We start from the raw sequence: 14,064 nt of genomic DNA, 5'->3' as shown, positions 1-14,064 counted from the left end.
CACGCCCGAATCGCCAGGAGGTCGTCTCCGTCGAGGTGCGAGACGCGCTGTAATTTGGCCAACAGCGGTACAAACGGGTCTTCGAGCACGTGTGCCCCCCGTTTCGCCTGGTCGAAGTCGTGCGGAGCAGTCTGCTGGTCCATGATAGCCCGAGTAATTTGGGGTGAACACTCCAGCGCCATAGGCATGGCGTACTCGCTGACACCCGATACTGCGGAAAGCCTGTAAGAATGGCAATAATGTAGATCAATCGCGTCAAATAGTTCGACAATACTGTGCCGTATCTATGTCAGCGACGCGGAACCGCCCCAACCAAATTTATTGTAATGCGGTGCTCTGCGATAGGATGTTCGCGACGATGCGGTGCGTGAAGGCGTGGCGCGAACCGAGCGGCAATCCGATTCGGCAGTGGAGTCCGTCCGCTCGCAACGCGAAGTGCGTGCGCGCACCGAGTTGATCGGGCAGCGCTTGCTCGATCAGTTCGCGCCCAAAGCCGTGATGGTGGGCGACGTTTTGCTCGACGGCGCCGCCGGTTTCGGTCCAATCGAGCCGCAGCTCGCTGGTCGTCGCCACCCAGGCGATCTGCAGCTTGCCGCCAGGGTGCGACAAGGCACCGAACTTGAGAGCATTGATGATCAGTTCGTGGAACGCGAGCGCCAGCGCTTGCGCTTGTGCGGGCTGGACCCATGTGATCTGACCACCGATCGTGATCCGCGGATCCCATCCGAATTGGAATTCGCGCAGTTCATCGCGAATGAGCATTTCCAGGTCGTGCGATTCGCTGGGATGCCGGTGATAGCGTGCCAGGACGTCGAGCCGTGCGGCAAAGTGGTCCGCAATGCTATCGGCCGGCTCGCCCGAGGCAGGACTTTGCGAGACGATCGATCGAATCGTCGTGATCAGCTGGGCCGCGCGGTCGCGCTCGTCGTCGAGCGCCGACCGTGCCGCGCGGAGCTGTGCTTTCACCTCCGCCAGATCGGCGCGCAATCCGGCGGTCTCGGCAAAAGGGGCACACTCCAGGGACATTCGGTGTCGGGCCACGGATTCCACCTCGAGCGGGTTTAACCCACTCGAACGCTTTGCCGTGCAGGTCGGTTCCTCAATGCGCAGCGGATGGCCCGGGCGAACGTCAGGCGGGTGTATCCCGTTAGGGGTGCCTGACGTTCGCCCTGCGGCGATCAGCCAGCCTTGTGCGGGCAGATCAGATACTTCGTCCCCGTCGCGCGGCGATTATACGCTTCGATCACGTCTGGCTGAAGCGCCTCGACCAACGAGATTTCGTGCGTGTAGTGGCTCGCAAAGGTCGTCGTCAGCTCGGCAACGACGCGATCCTTGAGCGCCTGGACCGCCTCGGCGCCGATCTTGACGAGGAATGGCGTCAGCAGGAAGCCGCTGAGCGACCAGCTGAAGCCGAAGCTGTTGCGGTTGAGCGTGGTCGGCGCGACGTCGAGCCCGCCATAGATATAGACTTGCTTGAAGGTGTCCGATCCGTAGCGGCTATAGGTCGTCATCCGCTTGACTGCGGCTGCCTCCATGCAGCTGAGCAACTGCCCGGCCAGCTTGCCGCCGCCGATCGCGTCGAAGGCGAGCGTCGCGCCGGTCTCGACCATCATCGCGGTCAGCGTCTCGAGGAAGTCGGGCTGGCTCGAATCGGCGACATGCACCGCGCCGATCCCGCGCAGCAACTCGGCCTGCGCCGGGCTGCGGACGACGTTGACGAGCGGGATCCCGTCCTTGAGGCAGATCTTGACGAGCATTTGGCCGAGGTTCGATGCGGCGGCGGTGTGGACCAGTGCGGTGTGGCCTTCGCGCCGCATCACTTCGGTCATCGCGAGCGAGGTCAGCGGGTTGACGAAGCACGATGCGCCATCGGCGGGCGCGGTGCCGTCGGGGAGCACCATGCACTCGGCGACGCGCAGAACGCGATATTGCGCGTACATCGCGCCACCGAGCATCGCGACGGTCTTGCCGAGCAGTGCCTGCGCGGCGGGCGAGGCGCCGGCTGCGACGACGATCCCCGAGCCTTCGTTACCGACCGGCATCGCTTCATCGAGCCGGCCCGCCATCGCGCGCATTCCGCCTGGCGGCACATCGGCGGTGACGAGCGGATGGCCGTCGCGCGTCGTCGCGACAGCGCTGCTCATGTCGGCGGCGCCGAACAGCAATCCCAGATCGGACGGATTGATCGGCGTTGCCAGCACCTTGACGCCGACTTGATCGTCGCGCGGCGCGGGAACCGGCTGGTCGATCAGCGAGACCTCGAGATGCGCGTCCTTGGTGACGCGCGACAGCAATTGGAGGCCAGTGCTTGGAACAGGATCGGTCATCGGGATTTCCTATCTTATAGTAGCGCCATCCCTAGCCGCTGAGTGACCCGCGCGCGAGTGCGAACGTGGTTCTCTCCCCGGCGACGGTTTGGTAGGGATCGAAGACGTCGGCGCGTGGCACGAAGCGAAGCGACGATGGTGTAGTGAGGCTTGATGGACAATTGCGCGACCGGGGTGACGGGCCTCGATGACATTCTGGCCGGCGGCCTTTCGCGCGGGCGGTTGTTTCTCCTCGAAGGAAGCCCCGGTACGGGCAAGACGACGATCGCCACGCAATTCCTGTTGGCGGGCGTCGCGGCGGGAGAGCGCGCGCTCTACATCACCTTATCGGAGACCGAAGAAGAGTTGCGCGATGGCGCTGCATCGCATGGCTGGAGCTTCGCCGACGGGTTCAATATCTATGAACTCGTGCCGCCCGAAAGCCTGCTCGACGCCGATCAGCAACAGAGCTTGCTCTATTCCTCCGATCTCGAGCTTGGCGAGACGACCAAGCGGATCTTCGAATCGTTCGAGCGGATCGGGCCTGTGCGCGTCGTACTCGACAGCTTGTCCGAAATCCGTCTGCTGGCGCAAAGCTCGCTGCGCTATCGTCGCCAGATCCTCGCGCTGAAGCATTATTTCGCCAAGGCCGACGCGACGGTCCTGATGCTCGACGATCTCACCGCCGATGTCGGCGACAAGACCGTCCACAGCGTCGCGCATGCGGTGATCCGGCTCGAGGAGCTGTCGCCGAATTACGGCGCCGAGCGCCGCCGCCTGCGCGTGCTCAAATATCGCGGCCGCAAATATCTTGGTGGCTATCACGATTTCGTTATCGGGACCGGCGGGATCCGCGTGTTTCCGCGGCTGGTTGCGGCCGAGCACAAGACCGCTTTCACCCGCGAGACCGTCGGGGTCGATGATCCCGCCTTCAACGCGCTGGTCGGTGGCGGGTTCGAGCGCGGCGCGAGCACCTTGATCCTCGGCCCGGCCGGGACCGGCAAGTCGCTGCTGACGCTCGGATTCGTCAAGGCTGCGGTCGCGCGCGGCGAACGCGCGGCGATGTTCATCTTCGACGAAGAGCTCGGTCTGCTGTTCGAACGCGCCAAGGGGCTCGACATCGATCTGCAGGCGATGGTCGCGGCGGGCAATCTGGTGATCGAGCAGATCGACGCTGCCGAACTGACGCCGGGCGAATTTTCCGAACGTGTCCGCGCCTGTGTCGAGACGCATGCCGCGCGCACCGTGATCGTCGACAGTCTCAACGGCTATCAGGCGGCGATGCCCGAAGAGCAGGCGCTGATCCTGCACATGCACGAGCTTCTGCAATATCTGAACCGGCAGGGCGTGATGACGTTCCTGACGGTCGCGCAGCACGGGTTGGTCGGCGACATGAAGTCGCCGGTCGATGTCACCTACCTCGCCGATACCGTTATTTTGCTGCGATATTTCGAAGCGCGCGGACGGGTCCGAAGAGCGATTTCGGTCGTTAAGAAGCGGACCGGTCCCCACGAGGACACGATCCGCGAGTTCATGATCGGCGACAACGGGATCACGCTCGGTGAGCCGTTGACGGGCTTTCAGGGCGTGTTGCGGGGCGTGCCGACCTTGCTGGGGGACGACGAAGGGCTCCTTGGCACGAAGGCTTGAACGACCGTTGAACCGTACGTTTGCAGAAGGTGCCGTTGTGCTTGCGCCGCGTGGTCGCGATGGAGCGATCGCGCGAGCGATGCTGGCGGAAGCGGGGCTCGTCGCCGAGACGGTGCCCGACCTTGCGGCGTTGGTGGCGGCGCTGCGACGCGGCGCCGGCTTTGCGATCATCACCGAGGAGGCGCTGCGCAACGCCGATCTGCGCGAGCTTGCCGCATTCCTGGCCGATCAGCAGGAATGGTCGGACTTTCCGTTTATCCTGTTGACCGAGCGTGGCGGCGGGCTCGAGCGCAATCCGGGTGCGGTGCGGTTGCTCGAGACGCTCGGTAACGTCACCTTTCTCGAACGGCCGTTTCATCCGACGACGCTCGTCAGCCTCGCCAAGGCCGCGTCGCGTGCGCGCATCCGGCAATATCAAGCGCGCGCGCGGCTCGAGGAAATCAATGACGGGCAAGCGAGCCTCAAGCTCGCGCTGTCGGCGGGCGGGCTCGGGACTTGGACGCTGGCGATGCCGGCGCGAACGCTCAGCGCCGCGCCCGAAAGCAAGGCGCATTTCGGGCGCGGGGCCGACGATCGCTTCGATTTCGAAGACCTTATCGACACCGTCCATCCGAAGGATCGCGCACTGCTCGAGGACGCGCTCGCGGAGTCGGTCGCGATGGGGGTCGATTTCGATCTCGAAGCGCGCTGCCTGTGGCGCGATGCGTCGCTTCACTGGGTACAGATCAACGGCCGCGTCGAACGCGATCCGTCGGGCTCGATCGTGCGACTGGTCGGGGTGTCGCACGAGATCACTGAGCGGCGGCAGGACGAACTGCGCCAGCGAGCGCTGCTCGAACTCGGCGACGCGTTGCGGCATATGACCGATGCCGACAAGATGTCGTTCCTCGCCGCGCGCATCCTCGGCGAGACGATGGGGGTAAGCCGCGCCGGGTACGGCACGATCGACCCGGTGCGCGAGACGATCACCGTCAAGCGCGACTGGAACATGCCGGGGATCGAGAGCCTAGCCGGCACGCTCCATTTCCGGGACTACGGATCGTATATCGAGGATCTCAAGCGCGGCGATACCGCGGCGATCGCCGACGCCCGGCTCGACCCGCGCACCGCCGACGGCGCGAGCGCGCTCGAGGCGATTTCGGCGCGCGCGTTCATTAACATGCCGATCGTCGACAACGGCCAGTTCGTCGCCTTACTCTATCTCAACCATGCCGAGGTCCGCCCCTGGTCGGCCGAGGACATCGCATTCATCCGCGATGTGGCGAACCGCACGCAATCGGCGATCGAACGCCGCAATGCCGAGACGGCGCTTGCGGACCTCGCGGATTCGCTCGAGCGCGAGGTCGAAGTGCGAACGCGCGAGCGCGACCGCACCTGGCAGAATTCGCAGGACCTGCTCGGCGTGATCGACCCGCACGGGCGGTTCGTCGCGGTCAATCCCGCCTGGACCGAAATCCTCGGCTGGTATCCGCGCGATATGGAAGGGCGAGCCTATGACGACTTCGTCCATCCCGACGATGCGCTCGCCTCGCAAGCGGCGTATCGCCAGGCGCAGGTCGAACCCTTGCGCCAGTTCGAGAACCGCATCCGCCACCGCGATGGCAGCTATCGCTGGGTGTCGTGGGTGGCGTCGTCGGGCGATGGGCTGATCTATGCCAGCGGGCGCCACGTGACCGCCGAGAAGGAAGCGCGGCTCGAGCTCGAGGCGGCGCAGGCGCAATTGCGTCAAGCGCAGAAGATGGAGGCGGTCGGACAGCTGACCGGCGGCATCGCGCATGATTTCAACAATCTGCTGACCGCGATCTCGGGCAGCCTCGAGCTGATGCAGATCCGCGTGCGCCAGGGCCGGTCCGGCGATGTCGAGCGCTATGTCGAGGCAGCACAGCAGGCGGCCAAGCGCGCGGCGGCGCTGACGCATCGCTTGCTCGCTTTCTCGCGCCGCCAGACGCTCGATCCGCGGCCGACCGACATCAATCGGCTGATCGTCAGCCTCGACGATCTGCTGCGCCGTTCGGTCGGGCCGACGATCGAGCTCGAAGTCGTCGGCGCCGGCGGATTGTGGACCGCGTTGATCGATCCCAACCAGCTCGAGAACGCAGTGCTCAATCTGTGCATCAACGCGCGCGACGCGATGCCCGAAGGCGGGCGGATCACGATCGAGACCGCAAACAAATGGCTCGACGAGAAAGCGGCTGCCGAGCGGCAATTGCCACCGGGCCAATATGTCTCGCTGTGCGTCACCGATACAGGTTCGGGAATGAGCGCCGAGACGATCGAGCGCGCATTCGACCCGTTCTTCACCACCAAGCCGCTCGGTGAGGGGACCGGGCTCGGCCTCTCGATGATCTACGGCTTCGTCCGCCAGTCGGGCGGACAAGTGCGGATCTATTCCGAGCTCGGGCAAGGTACGACGATGTGCCTCTATTTCCCGCGCGTCGTCGGCCAGCACGCGATCGACGAAGTAGCGCTGCCGACCGAAGCGACTTTGCCGCTGGCGAGTGGCGAGACAGTCCTCGTCGTCGATGACGAGGATGCCGTACGGATGCTGGTGACCGATTTGCTCGCCGACATCGGCTGCAACTATCTCGAGGCGGCCGATGGTCCGGCGGGGCTCGCGATCCTCGATTCACCCGTGCGGATCGACTTGTTGATCACCGATGTCGGGCTGCCCAAGGGGATGAATGGGCGTCAGCTCGCCGATGCGGCGCGGCAGAAGCGACCCGATCTCAAGATCCTGTTCATCACCGGCTATGCCGAGAATGCGGTGATCGGGAATGGCCATCTCGATCCCGGGATGCACATCCTGACCAAGCCATTTCCGATGGACGTGATGAGCGCACGGATTCGCGACTTGCTCGGGACGGGGGGCGAGGGCGCGGTCGGGAACGGCACGTAACCGCGCCGACGCGCTAGCCCTTGAGCCGTTGCGGTAGGCCGGCGATCACGAAATCGACCTCGCTCACCACCGCCGCGACGCGCTGGTTGAGCAGCCCCGCTACGTCGCGAAAGCGGCGGGCGAGCGCGTTGTCGGGGACGATGCCGAAGCCGACTTCGTTCGAGACCAACACGATTCGCGCGCTGGCCCGCGCGAGGGTCGCGACAAGCGTTTGCGCCGCGGCATCGGTATCGGCGTCGGCGAGGAGCAGGTTCGACGCCCATAGCGTCAGGCAATCGACGAGGATCGTCGCGCCCGGCCGGTCCTCCGCCGCAATCGCCTCGGCGAGATCGAGCGGCGCCTCGAGCGTACGCCAGCGCGCATCGCGGTCGGCGCGGTGGCGCGCGATGCGGTCGGTCATCTCGCCGTCAAAGGCTTGCGCGGTGGCGATGAAGACGAGGTCGCCGCCGCTCGCCTCGGCAATCGCCTGCGCATGGCGGCTCTTGCCCGAACGCGCGCCGCCGAGCACCAACAGGCTTTTGGTAAAGGGGGGCATCGGCAGCGTCCTTATCGCGGCTTGCGCGCGGCAAGCGGATTGGCGATGGCACCCGGCATGCCGCAAGTCGAGAGCTAGAGCCGTGTCCGTATTGACGATCCATGGCGGCCGCATCGATGCCGCGGCGCTGCGCTATCCGGCGGCTCCTTTGCCGTGGCTCGATCTGTCGACCGGGATCAATCCGAACGGCTATGATCCTGCGGCGCTGACGCTGGCCGATCCGCGCGTGCTGCCCTCGCCGAGCCGGCTGGCAGCGCTCGAGGATGCGGCGGCAGCGGCGTTCGGCATGACGTGCGGGGCGATCGCCGCGCTGCCGGGGAGCGAGATCGGGCTGCGCTTGCTCGCGACGATGGGGTTGCCGGGGCCGACCTGTGTCGTTGCGCCGAGCTATGGCTCGCACTTTGCCGCTTTGCCCGATGCCACGCCGGTCGCGAGCGCTGCGCTGGCCGGCGCGGGCTGGCGCAGCGCGTTGCTGGCCAATCCCAACAATCCCGACGGGCGGGTGATCGCGCCCGAAACGCTGCTCGACCTTGCTCGCTCGCGCACTGCGGATGGCGGCTGGCTGGTGATCGACGAGGCGTTCGCCGATTGTGTCGCTGGGGCGAGCGTGCTGCCGCTGCTGCGCGACGACGACCGCGTGCTGGTGTTTCGCTCGTTCGGAAAATTCTACGGTCTCGCCGGGGTGCGGCTCGGCTTCGTTTGCGGGGCCGAGGCGATCGTTGCGGGGTATCGCGAGCGGCTCGGAAGCTGGCCGGTTTCATCGGCCGCGATCGAGCTCGGCATCGGCGCATATCGCGATACGCAGTGGCGCGACGCGATGCGGATCGATCTTGCTGCAGCCGCTGCTGCGCTCGACCAGGTGTTGCGCAGGCACGGCCTCGCGCCGCGGGGGGATTGCCCACTGTTCCGGTTAGTTGAGACGCATGATGCTGCGGTGGTGTTCGAGCGGCTCGCCGCGGCGGGGATTCTGACGCGGCCCTTTGACTACGCCCCTGACTGGCTGCGGATCGGTTTGCCGGGGAGCGCGGCTGCCTTGGCAAGGCTCGAACGGGCGCTGGGTGGTGGTTGAGCCCATAGCGCTCGGCGCGCTCGCGCTCGACGCGCTGCTCGGCTGGCCGGGCGGGCTGTATGCGCGGATCGGCCATCCGGTCGGGTGGTGCGCGCGGCTGATCGCCGCGTGCGAGGCGCGCTGGAATGGTGCAACGCGGATGCCGCGGGCGCGGTGGATTGGCGGAATTTTGACGGTGCTGCTGCTGGTCGGCAGCGTGGGCGGCATCACCTGGGGAACGACGCTGGCGCTGCGGGCGCTGCTAGGCGGTTGGGCATGGATCGGGATCGTGGTGCTTGCCTGGCCGGGGCTGGCGCAGCGCAGCCTCGACGATCACGTCCGTCCCGTCGCGGCGGCGCTCGAGGCGGGCGATCTTCCTGCGGCGCGGCGTGCGGTGGCGATGATCGTCGGGCGCGACACCGCCGCGCTCGACGAAGCCGGCGTCGCGCGCGCCGCCATCGAGAGTCTCGCCGAAAGCTTCTGCGACGGCGTCGTCGCGCCGTTCTTCTGGCTGCTGCTGGGGGGACTGCCGGGGCTGTGGATCTACAAGGCGCTCAACACCGCCGACAGCATGATCGGCCACCGTGAGCCGCGCTGGCGGATGTTCGGCTGGGTGGCGGCGCGGAGCGATGACGTGGCGAACTTGGTGCCCGCGCGCCTCGCCGGAATGATCCTCTGCGCGGTCGGCGGGGGCGGCTGGGCGACGCTGTGGCGCGATGCGGGGAAGCACGCCTCGCCCAACGCCGGCTGGCCCGAGGCGGCGATGGCGGGGGTGCTCGACGTCCGGCTCGCCGGGCCGATCGCCTATGATGGCGTGGTCGCCGAAAAGCCGTGGATCGGGACTGGCGCCGTGGTGATCGGCGCGCGCGAGATCCGTCGCGCGCTCGGCGTCTATCGGCGGGGGTGCGCATTGCTGTGGATCGTGGCAGGGGGCATCGCATGGGCGCTGTGATGCTGCAGGGGACGGGGTCGGACGTCGGCAAGTCGGTGCTGGTCGCCGGCCTGTGTCGCGCGCTCGCCAATCGCGGGCTCGTCGTCCGGCCGTTCAAGCCGCAGAACATGTCGAACAATGCCGCGGTCACCGCCGATGGCGGCGAGATCGGCCGCGCGCAGGCGACGCAGGCGTTCGCCGCGCGCGTCGCGCCGCATGTCGACATGAACCCGGTGCTGCTCAAGCCGCAGGGCGACCGCACCTCGCAGGTCATCGTTCACGGGCGCGTGCGCGGGACGCTCGGCTCGGCGAACTGGCGCGAGGGGCGTGCCGGGCTGCTGGACGATGTGCTGGCGAGCTATCACCGCTTGCGCGCGCAGGCCGATATCGTCGTGATCGAAGGCGCCGGGAGCCCCGCCGAGATCAACCTGCGCAGCGGCGACATCGCCAATATGGGGTTCGCGCGCGCCGCCGGCGTGCCGGTGGTGCTTGTCGGCGATATCGATCGCGGCGGGGTGATCGCGTCGCTGGTGGGTACGCGCGCGGTGATCGATCCCGCCGATGCGGCGATGATCCACGGCTTCCTCGTCAACAAGTTTCGCGGCGATCCCACGCTGTTCGACGATGGCTATCGCGCGATCGAGGCGCGCAGCGGCTGGCGCGGGTTCGGCGTGGTGCCGTGGCTGCCCGAAGCGGTGCGCTTGCCGAGCGAGGATGCAGTCGTGCTCGAACGCCGCAGTGTCGGTGGCGACGGGCGGATCGTCATCGCGTGTCCGATCACCGCGCGGATCGCCAATTTCGACGATCTCGATCCGTTGCGGCTCGAGCCCGATGTCGAACTGGTGATGGTGCCGCCCGGTCAGCCGATTCCCGATACGGCGCTGATCGTGCTCGCCGGATCGAAGGCGACGATCGCCGACCTTGCGTTCGTGCGCGCGCAAGGGTGGGACATCGATATCCTCGCGCACCATCGGCGCGGGCGGCCGGTGCTCGGGCTGTGCGGCGGGTATCAGATGCTCGGGCGCGTCGTATCCGATCCGCATGGGATCGAGGGGCAGGTCGGCGCGGTCGCGGGGCTCGGCCTGCTCGACGTCGAGACCGAGATCGGGCGCGCCAAGACCGTCGGCGCGGTCAGCGGGACGGCGCTCGGCGCGGCGTTCGATGGCTATGAGATCCATATGGGGCGCACCACGGGCCCCGATACCGCGCGGCCTGTCGGCCGGTTCGGCGATGGCCGCGCCGAGGGGGCGATGAGCGCCGACGGGCTGGTGTGCGGCAGCTATGTCCACGGGCTGCTCGGCGATGCGCGCCAGCGCGCGGCGTGGCTCGCGCGGATCGGTGTCGAGGGCGCAGGGCCCGATCACCGCGCGTCGATCGATGCCGCGCTCGATGCGATTGCCGCGACACTCGAACGGCATGTCGATATCGACGCGCTGATCGCGTTATCGAAGACCGCACGCGACGATCGCGAGCAATAGCCCGGTTTCGACCAGTTCGATCCCCGCGCCGTGGCAATCGCCACTTACCCCGCCGACGCGCCAGCGCAGCCACAGGCCGAAACCGAGCACCAGCACTGGCGCGGCGAGCACAGCGGGTAGCACGACCGCCGTCGCGCCAAGCACGAGCGCCCAGCCGATCAGATCGCGCGATCGCACTGCTGTGGCGACGCGCGCGCCGAGCCCATCACGCAGCGGCGGCAGCCAGCGCGCCCAGGCGAGCGGCCCGATCCGCGCCGCAAACGGCACGAGGATCACGGGCCACCACGCGATGCCCGCGAGCGCATGGAGCAGCACGAGCTTGGCGAGCAGCTGCAGCCCGATCGTGACGACGCCGAAGCTGCCGATATGCGGATCGGCCATCACCGCGAGCAGCCGCGTCCGGTCACCATGCGCGGCGCCGAGCCCATCGGCGAGATCGCCAAGCCCATCGAGATGCAGCGCGCCGGTCACCGCCACCCACTCGATCAGCGCGGCGAGCGCGCCGACCCACGGATCGATCTGGCCTCCCGCCCAGCCACTCGCCGCGACGAGTCCGCCGATCGCTAGCCCGACGATCGGGTAAGCGCGGATTGCCGCGGCAAAATCGGTTCCGTCAGCCGCGACCTGCGGCATCGGCAGCCGAGTCAGGAAACCGAACGCGACGATCAGCCGCCTCATGCCGACAGTCCGACGATCTGCGCGGCAAGGCTCGGTTCGCGCCAGACACGTAGCGACAGCAGGGCAGCGTAGGGAAGGTCGATCGACCAGGTCTGCGCTTGCGAAAACCCGCACAGCGTGGCGAGCGCGGCGCGCATCGCGCCGGCATGGGTCACCACCAAGGTCGGCACGGTGATGTCGCGACACGCCAGCGCGACGCGCGCAGTCAGGCTCGACCAGCGCTCGCCCTCGGGCGGCGGATTGGCGTCGGGATCATCCCAGAAAGCGGAGAGCGTTGCAGGGTCGATCGTCGCGGGCGCGTGCCCGTCCCACGCCCCGAAATCGAGCTCGCGCCAGCGCGGGTCGACCGTCACGCAAAGCCCGCGATCGCGCGCAATCGTTTCCGCGCAGGCGCGCGCGCGGATTAGGTCGGAGCTTACGACGGTCGCGACATCGAGTCCGACGGCCCGGCCCACGCAGTCGGCAAGGCCTTGCGCCGTAACCGCGCTGTCGGTCCGCCCGAGCAGCGTGCCCGTCAACTCGGGCGCGCCGTGGCGCAGCAGATGGAGCAGGACCGGCGCGCTCACGCGCCCGAGACGCCGGCTTCGGCAAAGGTCGCCATCTCGGCATGCGCGGCAAGTGCAGCGCGGATCACGCCCGCGGCCACGGCGGCACCACTCGCCTCGCCGAGCCGCATTCCCAGAGTGAGCAGCGGCGTAAGCCCCAGCTGCGCGAGCAAGCGCGCATGCCCCGGCTCGGCCGAGCAATGCCCGGCGATGCAATGGTCGGTAATCGTGGGATGCGCCGCAGCGATCGGCGCGAGCGCGGCGCTGCAGATGAACCCGTCGAGCACCACCACCACGCCCGCCAGCCGCGCGGCGACGACCGCGCCGGCGATCGCCGCAATCTCGCGCCCGCCGACGCGGCGGAGCGTCTCGAACGCGGTCGTCGGGGCATCCGCATGACAGGCGAGCGCGGCCTCGACCACCGCGACCTTGCGCGCGACGCCCGCGGCGTCGACCCCCGTCCCTGGTCCGACCCAGTCGGCAGCCGGGCCGCCGAAGCTGCGCGCGCATAGCGCCGCGGCAGCGGTCGAATTGCCGATCCCCATCTCGCCGAGCACGAGCAGATCGACGCCGTCGCGCACCACCGCCGCACCGGCATTCAGCGCGGCGAGGCAGTCGTCGGCGGTCATCGCAGGTGCGCTGGTGAAGTCGGCGGTCGGTCGGTCGAGGTCGAGCGGAACGACGACCAATTCGAGCCCCGCCGCCGCCGCCAATGCGTTGATCGCTGCGCCGCCGTTCCGGAAGTTGCGGACCATTTCAGCCGTCACTGCCGCCGGGAACGCGCTGACGCCGTGCGCGACGATTCCGTGATTGCCCGCGAACACCGCGGCGCGACCATGCGCGATCCGCGGCGCGCCGAGGCCCTGCCACCCGGCAACGAACACGGCGAGGTCTTCGAGCTGCCCGAGCGAACCCGGCGGCTTGGTCAATTGTCCCTGCCGTTCGGCCGCTTCGGCCTGCGCGCTGCGATCGGGCCCGGGCAGCGCGGCGAGCGCGGCCTCGAACGCGGCGACCGAGGCGAATGCGGTCATTCGACGACGAAGCCGGCCGGCGGCGTGCGCGTGATGAAATGCCCCTTCACCCCGGCGGGCCAGCTGCGATAGGGCACCTGGCCCGCGTCGCTCTCGGCATAGAGCAGCGCATAATCGAGGATCGCGCGTGCGGCCTCTGCGCTGGGCTCGAAGCGGCCGAGCACATAGCCGACCTTGCCCGGCGCGCGCAGATGCACCGTGCAGAAATCCTGGCAGGCGAACAGGCACGGCATCTCCTGCACCGCGACGCCGTCATAGCCGGGCTCGGCCTGGACCGCGCGCAACGCCTCGACCAGCCGCGCCCCGCCGCGCACGTCGGCGGCATCGTCGCGGGCGTCGGCGGAAAAGCGGCACGTGTTGCACGCGACGACCGCGGGGCCGTCGGTCACTTCGCGCAAGGTCATGCCGTCACCGGCTGTGGCGCGGCCGCTGGGGCTGGCACGCCGGCCGCGGTCAGCACGCGGTAGAGCGCGTAGAACGCAGCGAGGATCGCGGCGTAGCGCACGAACTGGCGTTGCATGATCGGCAGCGACAGCGCGACATCGGCATGGCCGATCACCGGGGCCCAGAGCAGGATCGCCAGCTTGAAGACGGCGAAGGCCGCGACATAGGCGATCGCGAGCCGCGCGACGGTCGAGCGCGCCGGAACGCGGTTATCGACGAGGCTCGATACGATCGCGCCCGCCACCGCAGCGGTGCCGATCGCGACGCCGGTCAGCGCGGTCGCGGCATCCCACGGATAGCCCAACACGCAAAACCCGACCGCCTGGCTCACCGCCCAGGCGGCAACCATCAGCGCGACGCCGTCGCGGCGATCGAGATGCACCGCCGCCAAGGCGGCGAGTGCGGGAAAGGGCGTGGCGCAAGCGAAGATCAGCGTGGTGAGCGTGCTCGCGATGGTGAAGAGCAGGATCCACAGCAGATCGGCCTGACGCGCGTGAAGGTCGGTGGTCATCGGCATCTCCC

The 14,064-nt window shown here is 68.0% G+C and carries 13 protein-coding genes; 5 read left to right on the top strand and 8 right to left on the bottom strand.

What is annotated here, in order from left to right; translation table 11 throughout:
* Window positions 1–318: 318 nt before the first annotated feature.
* Window positions 319–1,026: a hypothetical protein gene (locus tag ACP7C5_RS11480; RefSeq protein ID WP_426264352.1), complete on the bottom strand. Its 708-nt coding sequence runs from the start codon at window positions 1,024–1,026 to the stop codon at window positions 319–321.
* Between the two features lie 152 nt (window positions 1,027–1,178).
* The gene (locus tag ACP7C5_RS11475) at window positions 1,179–2,327 is read right to left on the bottom strand and encodes a zinc-binding dehydrogenase (protein WP_426264351.1); all 1,149 of its coding nucleotides are present in this window, start codon (window positions 2,325–2,327) and stop codon (window positions 1,179–1,181) included.
* 153 nt (window positions 2,328–2,480) lie between these two features.
* On the opposite strand from ACP7C5_RS11475, the gene ACP7C5_RS11470 reads away from it, so the two are divergent.
* Entirely contained in the window at window positions 2,481–3,956 is a 1,476-nt protein-coding gene (locus tag ACP7C5_RS11470; protein ID WP_426264350.1) for an ATPase domain-containing protein, read from the top strand.
* A 7-nt stretch (window positions 3,957–3,963) separates the two neighbouring features.
* Window positions 3,964–6,852, top strand: a complete 2,889-nt coding sequence (locus ACP7C5_RS11465) for a PAS domain-containing protein (RefSeq protein ID WP_426264349.1) — start codon at window positions 3,964–3,966, stop codon at window positions 6,850–6,852.
* A 13-nt stretch (window positions 6,853–6,865) separates the two neighbouring features.
* Here the strand turns inward: ACP7C5_RS11465 and cobU are convergent, their stop codons facing one another.
* Entirely contained in the window at window positions 6,866–7,387 is a 522-nt protein-coding gene (gene cobU, locus ACP7C5_RS11460) for a bifunctional adenosylcobinamide kinase/adenosylcobinamide-phosphate guanylyltransferase (protein WP_426264348.1), read from the bottom strand.
* A gap of 82 nt (window positions 7,388–7,469) precedes the next feature.
* Between cobU and ACP7C5_RS11455 the strand changes: the two genes are divergently transcribed.
* Genes ACP7C5_RS11455 through ACP7C5_RS11445 form a run of 3 tightly spaced genes read left to right on the top strand, consistent with a single transcriptional unit; the run spans window position 7,470 to window position 10,844 of the window.
* Window positions 7,470–8,456, top strand: a complete 987-nt coding sequence (locus ACP7C5_RS11455; RefSeq protein WP_426264347.1) for an aminotransferase class I/II-fold pyridoxal phosphate-dependent enzyme — start codon at window positions 7,470–7,472, stop codon at window positions 8,454–8,456.
* Window positions 8,449–9,387: an adenosylcobinamide-phosphate synthase CbiB gene (cbiB, locus tag ACP7C5_RS11450; RefSeq protein WP_426264346.1), complete on the top strand. Its 939-nt coding sequence runs from the start codon at window positions 8,449–8,451 to the stop codon at window positions 9,385–9,387. The genes ACP7C5_RS11455 and cbiB overlap by 8 nt, the downstream gene beginning before the upstream one ends.
* The gene (locus tag ACP7C5_RS11445; RefSeq protein ID WP_426264345.1) at window positions 9,375–10,844 is read left to right on the top strand and encodes a cobyric acid synthase; all 1,470 of its coding nucleotides are present in this window, start codon (window positions 9,375–9,377) and stop codon (window positions 10,842–10,844) included. Before cbiB ends, ACP7C5_RS11445 begins: the two co-directional genes overlap by 13 nt.
* Here ACP7C5_RS11445 and cobS read toward each other — a convergent pair.
* From cobS to ACP7C5_RS11420, 5 genes are read right to left on the bottom strand one after another with little or no spacing between them, the layout of a single operon-like run.
* Window positions 10,809–11,522 (bottom strand): adenosylcobinamide-GDP ribazoletransferase, encoded by a 714-nt coding sequence (gene cobS / locus ACP7C5_RS11440; RefSeq protein ID WP_426264344.1) that lies wholly within the window; start codon window positions 11,520–11,522, stop codon window positions 10,809–10,811. The genes ACP7C5_RS11445 and cobS overlap by 36 nt on opposite strands.
* The gene (locus ACP7C5_RS11435) at window positions 11,519–12,088 is read right to left on the bottom strand and encodes a histidine phosphatase family protein (protein ID WP_426264343.1); all 570 of its coding nucleotides are present in this window, start codon (window positions 12,086–12,088) and stop codon (window positions 11,519–11,521) included. Before ACP7C5_RS11435 ends, cobS begins: the two co-directional genes overlap by 4 nt.
* Complete coding sequence (cobT, locus tag ACP7C5_RS11430; protein WP_426264342.1) at window positions 12,085–13,098, bottom strand: nicotinate-nucleotide--dimethylbenzimidazole phosphoribosyltransferase; 1,014 nt, start codon at window positions 13,096–13,098, stop codon at window positions 12,085–12,087. Before cobT ends, ACP7C5_RS11435 begins: the two co-directional genes overlap by 4 nt.
* Window positions 13,095–13,502 (bottom strand): DUF1636 domain-containing protein, encoded by a 408-nt coding sequence (locus ACP7C5_RS11425; RefSeq protein WP_426264341.1) that lies wholly within the window; start codon window positions 13,500–13,502, stop codon window positions 13,095–13,097. The genes cobT and ACP7C5_RS11425 overlap by 4 nt, the downstream gene beginning before the upstream one ends.
* The gene (locus tag ACP7C5_RS11420) at window positions 13,499–14,053 is read right to left on the bottom strand and encodes a hypothetical protein (protein ID WP_426264340.1); all 555 of its coding nucleotides are present in this window, start codon (window positions 14,051–14,053) and stop codon (window positions 13,499–13,501) included. Before ACP7C5_RS11420 ends, ACP7C5_RS11425 begins: the two co-directional genes overlap by 4 nt.
* Window positions 14,054–14,064 lie beyond the last annotated feature (11 nt).

Source organism: Sphingomonas sp. PWP1-2, assembly GCF_049898305.1.
GTDB classification, from domain to species: domain Bacteria; phylum Pseudomonadota; class Alphaproteobacteria; order Sphingomonadales; family Sphingomonadaceae; genus Sphingomonas; species Sphingomonas glacialis.
Note: the sequence above shows the minus strand (reverse complement) of the source record. Positions and strands in the feature narration are given on the sequence as shown.

Coding starts and splice junctions, on each gene's coding strand:
- ACP7C5_RS11480 (WP_426264352.1), bottom strand. CDS start 1,026: ATGTCCCTGGAGTGTGCCCCTTTTGCCGAGACCGCCGGATTGCGCGCC.
- ACP7C5_RS11475 (WP_426264351.1), bottom strand. CDS start 2,327: ATGACCGATCCTGTTCCAAGCACTGGCCTCCAATTGCTGTCGCGCGTC.
- ACP7C5_RS11470 (WP_426264350.1), top strand. CDS start 2,481: ATGGACAATTGCGCGACCGGGGTGACGGGCCTCGATGACATTCTGGCC.
- cobU (WP_426264348.1), bottom strand. CDS start 7,387: ATGCCCCCCTTTACCAAAAGCCTGTTGGTGCTCGGCGGCGCGCGTTCG.
- ACP7C5_RS11445 (WP_426264345.1), top strand. CDS start 9,375: ATGGGCGCTGTGATGCTGCAGGGGACGGGGTCGGACGTCGGCAAGTCG.
- cobS (WP_426264344.1), bottom strand. CDS start 11,522: ATGAGGCGGCTGATCGTCGCGTTCGGTTTCCTGACTCGGCTGCCGATG.
- cobT (WP_426264342.1), bottom strand. CDS start 13,098: ATGACCGCATTCGCCTCGGTCGCCGCGTTCGAGGCCGCGCTCGCCGCG.
- ACP7C5_RS11425 (WP_426264341.1), bottom strand. CDS start 13,502: ATGACCTTGCGCGAAGTGACCGACGGCCCCGCGGTCGTCGCGTGCAAC.
- ACP7C5_RS11420 (WP_426264340.1), bottom strand. CDS start 14,053: ATGACCACCGACCTTCACGCGCGTCAGGCCGATCTGCTGTGGATCCTG.